This window comes from Sunxiuqinia dokdonensis (assembly GCF_001270965.1).
Lineage (GTDB): Bacteria > Bacteroidota > Bacteroidia > Bacteroidales > Prolixibacteraceae > Sunxiuqinia > Sunxiuqinia dokdonensis.
On record NZ_LGIA01000048.1, the window covers coordinates 1 to 4,630 of the forward strand.

General features: G+C 46.7%; 6 protein-coding genes. 2 read left to right on the forward strand and 4 right to left on the reverse strand.

From position 1 onward, the window contains the following. Window positions 1–48 precede the first annotated feature (48 nt). From NC99_RS05065 to NC99_RS05080, 4 genes are all read right to left on the reverse strand, one after another. Window positions 49–717, reverse strand: coding sequence for a B3/B4 domain-containing protein (locus tag NC99_RS05065; RefSeq protein WP_053180516.1), 669 nt, complete (start codon window positions 715–717; stop codon window positions 49–51). A gap of 172 nt (window positions 718–889) precedes the next feature. Next, a complete protein-coding gene (locus NC99_RS05070) occupies window positions 890–1,540 on the reverse strand; it encodes a ferredoxin--NADP reductase (RefSeq protein WP_053180518.1) in 651 nt (216 codons plus the stop codon). Window positions 1,541–1,551: 11 nt separating this feature from the next. Then, window positions 1,552–2,415, reverse strand: a complete 864-nt coding sequence (gene lipA, locus NC99_RS05075) for a lipoyl synthase (protein WP_053180520.1) — start codon at window positions 2,413–2,415, stop codon at window positions 1,552–1,554. 1 nt (window position 2,416) lies between these two features. Beyond that, a complete protein-coding gene (locus NC99_RS05080; RefSeq protein WP_157624473.1) occupies window positions 2,417–2,650 on the reverse strand; it encodes a hypothetical protein in 234 nt (77 codons plus the stop codon). A gap of 83 nt (window positions 2,651–2,733) precedes the next feature. Between NC99_RS05080 and nspC the strand changes: the two genes are divergently transcribed. Further along, window positions 2,734–3,876: a carboxynorspermidine decarboxylase gene (nspC, locus tag NC99_RS05085; RefSeq protein ID WP_053180524.1), complete on the forward strand. Its 1,143-nt coding sequence runs from the start codon at window positions 2,734–2,736 to the stop codon at window positions 3,874–3,876. Window positions 3,877–4,080: 204 nt separating this feature from the next. Beyond that, window positions 4,081–4,587, forward strand: coding sequence for a hypothetical protein (locus tag NC99_RS05090; protein ID WP_053180525.1), 507 nt, complete (start codon window positions 4,081–4,083; stop codon window positions 4,585–4,587). Window positions 4,588–4,630 lie beyond the last annotated feature (43 nt).

Genomic DNA, 4,630 nt, shown 5'->3' on the forward strand with positions numbered 1-4,630 from the left:
TTTCCATTGCATAAAGCGGGTTTATTGTATTATCTTGTTCCCTGGCGCTTAGTTTCGAGAAAAAACTTCCGTTTCAAAGTTTTTTCCTCCGGCAAACTCAGTCAGGTATTGAACAGCCGATTGTGTCACTTTTTCCAACTGGTCATGGCTGCCGTACGATACAATCACCATTAAAATGCGCCGCGTATTTTCGTTTACGCCGGTCCGCTCCGAATCGGAGGTGGAAGTGCCAAAAGCACCTTGGTCGTCACGAAATACCGGCATACCTTCAATATTCAATTGGCCCCGGCCTAATCCGGAATAAGCCTCATTGGCCCGGCCAATTCCCATTTCAATGTCGCCTGCAATTTTGTCTTCATCATAACCTCCAATCGAAAAACCGGTACTGATGGATATCAGGTTCAGTAAGTCAACGACATTATTGATTTGGTAAAGACTTTTGCCACTCACCACCCGCCGCAATAAAGCTTCGGACGACAATCGGTAACGGGCAGGATCTTTGCCGCATGCTTTGTAAGCTTCGCGGGCCGCTGCGATGTTCGGATTGTGCCGGATTTCTTCAACCGTTATGTTTTCCTTGACTTCCCTGCTCTTCGCATCAATCAACTGCCACAAATCGGATTGAAATTCCTGAACGACAACCGAACAGGAAATGCAGGACAGATGAATATCAGGACAAGCTTTTGTGAGTTGTTCATCAATTGTGATTGTTCTCATGAATCAGATTTTTGCAGATACATGAAAACAAAAATAGGAATTCGACCCACGTGTGCGAATAAAAAATGAGTAAAGATGAATCTAAGTACTGAAAATCATTCCGGTCGCGTTTCTAATCTTATAAAAATTTAAGATGGAAGCGAAACGGAAGATATTAAATTGGTCCGTGACCTTAAAAGAAGACTTCAGTTCGAATATTTTCGGGTGAAATGCCGTAGCCTTCCAAAATATTGGTCACCTCTTCAATCATATCCGAATTGCCGCACAGGTAACAAATCGAATTCTCATCGACCTTGTGTGCTTTCAGGTAATAACTGACTCGGCCAAAATAATCGCCCTTTTCCTCGCGCGACGTGCAAAGCAAATACCGATCAGGATCAAATGCCGCAATGCCATAAGCTTCGTCGGCAAAATGAACACCGTGGAGCACCTGGTAATTCAAATTGCGATAACTCTGCACAAACGAATGAAACGGGCTGATGCCTGTGCCTGTGGCAATAAACAACAGCGGATGTCCATTCAGCGACTTTTCATCCAAAATAAAAAAACCACGCGGACCTTCAACAGCCAGCTGACTTCCAACTTTCAAATGCCGCAGGTAACGCGAAAATTCGCCATCCTTAATCTCACGAACCAAAAACGAAAGCCGGTTTTCCTGATCTGAGCTGTAGATGGAATACTCCCGTCCTTCGCCGGTTTCCGGGTTGCGAAGAATAGCATATTGCCCGGGTTTGAAACTAAAATTTTGACGATCTAAATGAATAAGAAAGGTTTCCGGAGTGAGCTGTTCCAACTCCAGAACCTGATGTTTTTGTGTTTCCATAAACTAACTTTTCAGGCATTCACATGCCTTTCTGCGTGATAGGAAGAGCGTACCAACGGACTGCTCTCCACATATCGAAAACCTCGTTTATAAGCTTCTTTTCTGTAAATTTCAAATTGTTCGGGGGTAATGTATTCCACCACTTTCATCAGGTTGGGGGCAGGCTGAAGGTATTGCCCCAGGGTAAGCACCTTGCATCCGGCGGCTTTCAAGTCGTCCATGGCTTCGAGCACTTCGTCTGGTTTTTCGCCCAACCCAAGCATAATGCCCGATTTGGGCACAATGCCAGCTTCGGCAATGTACGAAATCACTTGCAGGCTGCGGTCGTATCGGGCGGTGCTCCTGATTTTGGGGGTTAGCCGCTTCACGGTTTCCAGGTTGTGCGAAATCACTTCAGGCTTGGCATCAATCACTTGTTGGACCAAATCCTTTTTAGCGTGAAAATCCGGAATCAGCGTTTCAATGGTCGTTCCGGGGCTTGCGGCCTTGATGGCCAAAATGGTGGTTGCCCAAAATTTGGCGCCACCGTCGGGCAAATCATCGCGGTCAACCGAAGTGATGACGCAGTGTTTCAGGCCCAAAGTTTTGATCGTTTCGGCCAGCCTTTGCGGCTCTTCCCAATCCACCGGATCAGGAATCAGATTCTTCACGTAACAGAAGCGACAGTTCCGGGTACACTTATCACCCAAAATCATAAAACTGGCGGTTCCGGCATTCCAGCATTCGCCCTTGTTGGGGCAATTGCCGCTGGTGCATATCGTATTTAATTTGTGCTCGGCTATTAATCGCTTAACTTTTGAGTAGTTCTCACCACTGGGCAGCGGCGACTTCATCCAACGGGGTAAACGCTCCCTTTTCTCCTTAATGTCTGCCATCTCAAAATAAGTTTTGACCTATAAACATGAAAAGCCCTGCCTTGTTCAAAAAAGATTGAATCGGGGAATGGGAATTGGTCAATGAACCATCAAGCTCAAACCAGCGCTGCTGCATCGGCTTCAATTTTTGGAACTTGAAACTTGTCCGCCAGCTGGCGGATGGAATTTGGAATTTGAAATTTGAAATCCCGACTTCGCGGCGACTCCCTCCGGTCGCCTGGAATTTGTCAGCCAAACAGTGGATGTATTTTAATTTGGCTTGCAAGCAAGCTCCGCAAAAAATTACTTATTTTGTGCCCTTTAAAAGATTGAAGACCCATGACTGATTTTAATACGATTCCCTCGCCTTGTTTTGTTTTGGAAGAAGCCTTGTTACGCAAAAACCTGCAGCTCATCCGTTCTGTAGCCGATGCAGCCGGTGTTGAAATTATTGTCGCTTTCAAAGGCTTTGCCATGTGGAGTGCTTTTCCGGTGGTAAAAGAATACATTGGCGGAGCAACGGCCAGCTCGTTGAGTGAGGCCAAGCTTTGCCGCGACGAAATGAAAAGCCTGGCACACACCTATGCTCCGGTGTACGATCCGGCGGAGTTTGAAGAGCTGATGGCCTGTTCAAGCCACATCACCTTTAACTCACTCAGCCAGTTCGAACGTTTTCAGCCACAACTGGCCCAATCGGGCCGGCCAATCTCAGCAGGCTTGCGGATTAATCCCGAGTTTTCGGAGGTGGAAACCGAGCTGTACAATCCCTGTGCACCGGGATCGCGCCTGGGCGTGATTGCCGAACAGCTGCCCGCCCAGTTGCCCGAAGGTTTGGAAGGCCTGCACTTTCATACGCTTTGTGAGTCGGGATCGTACGATCTGGAGAAAACACTGGCTGCCGTGGAAGAAAAATTTGGCGCTTACCTCAATCAGGTGAAGTGGCTCAACATGGGCGGCGGCCATCTGATGACCCGCAAGGATTACGACACCAAACATCTGATCGGCTTGCTTCAAGGTTTTAAGAGCCGCTATCCGCATTTGCATGTGATTATGGAACCGGGAAGCGCTTTTGCCTGGGAAACCGGTTTTCTGAAAGCGTCTGTACTCGATGTGGTGGAGAACAAAGGCATTCAAACCGCCATGCTCAATGTGTCGTTTGCCGCACACATGCCCGACTGCCTCGAAATGCCCTACCAGCCCCGCATCCGCACCGCCAGCTTTGGCCCGGTAAGCGGAAAACCCACTTACCGCATGGGCGGCAACAGTTGTCTGAGTGGCGATTACATGGGCTACTGGTCGTTTAACAAAGAACTGCAAGTTGGCGACACCCTGATTTTTGAAGATATGATTCACTACACGATGGTGAAAACCACTTTTTTCAATGGCGTGCAACATCCGTCCATTGGCATTATCAAAGAGAACGGTAAATTTCAGCTGGTGCGAAAGTTTGGTTATGAAGACTATAAAAGCAAGCTGAGCTAAGGGGGACATCGACCGGAACGAACTATAATACCGGCGAATAGAGCGGAGTTCCGGATGTCACGACCAGAAAGCGGTCATTGATTGTCATTCAATCGTCATTTGTTGTTTCGAATCCAACAGGCTGATTGATTATTAATTTGTAAATTTGGCTCACAGACAGCTTTTTACTTGTGCTGTGCCGAATATTAGTCAATCTTTTCGCCTATGAAAGACGATTCAAAAAGCCGATACGATCAATTTAACTGGTGGCTTAAAAATAACCCGGTTACTGCTTCGTTACTCTTGATTGGTGCCTTGATCATTGGCTTATCTACCTTCACCGACTCGGCTCAAAATCTGCTGAGTTTTGTTATCAAAGAACAGCGCCCGGATATCAATGGAGAATGGACTGCGGAAGTTCAATATGATTGGACTAAAACCCGGTATACTGAGACCTTTGAATTTGAGGGAGAAGCTGATGTCGCGTTCGGAACAGCAAGTTTCTTATCACGCGACCAAAGTATTTTGGAAGGGCATATTATTAAGAATCAGATTCGATTTGTTACCAAAACAGAGGAATTCAGTGGAAGCCTAGATAATGTGAGAGAAGCAATCCATCATTACACAGGTACCATCAGTGGCGATTCGATTCGCTTTATCTTGCAAACTGAAGGCGGATTTTCGCCGCACACTCCCGTCAGCTTCACAGCCAGAAGAGTTTCCAGTCAGTAACATGGCGATTAAAAACGATTAATGACAACTGAATGACCATCAA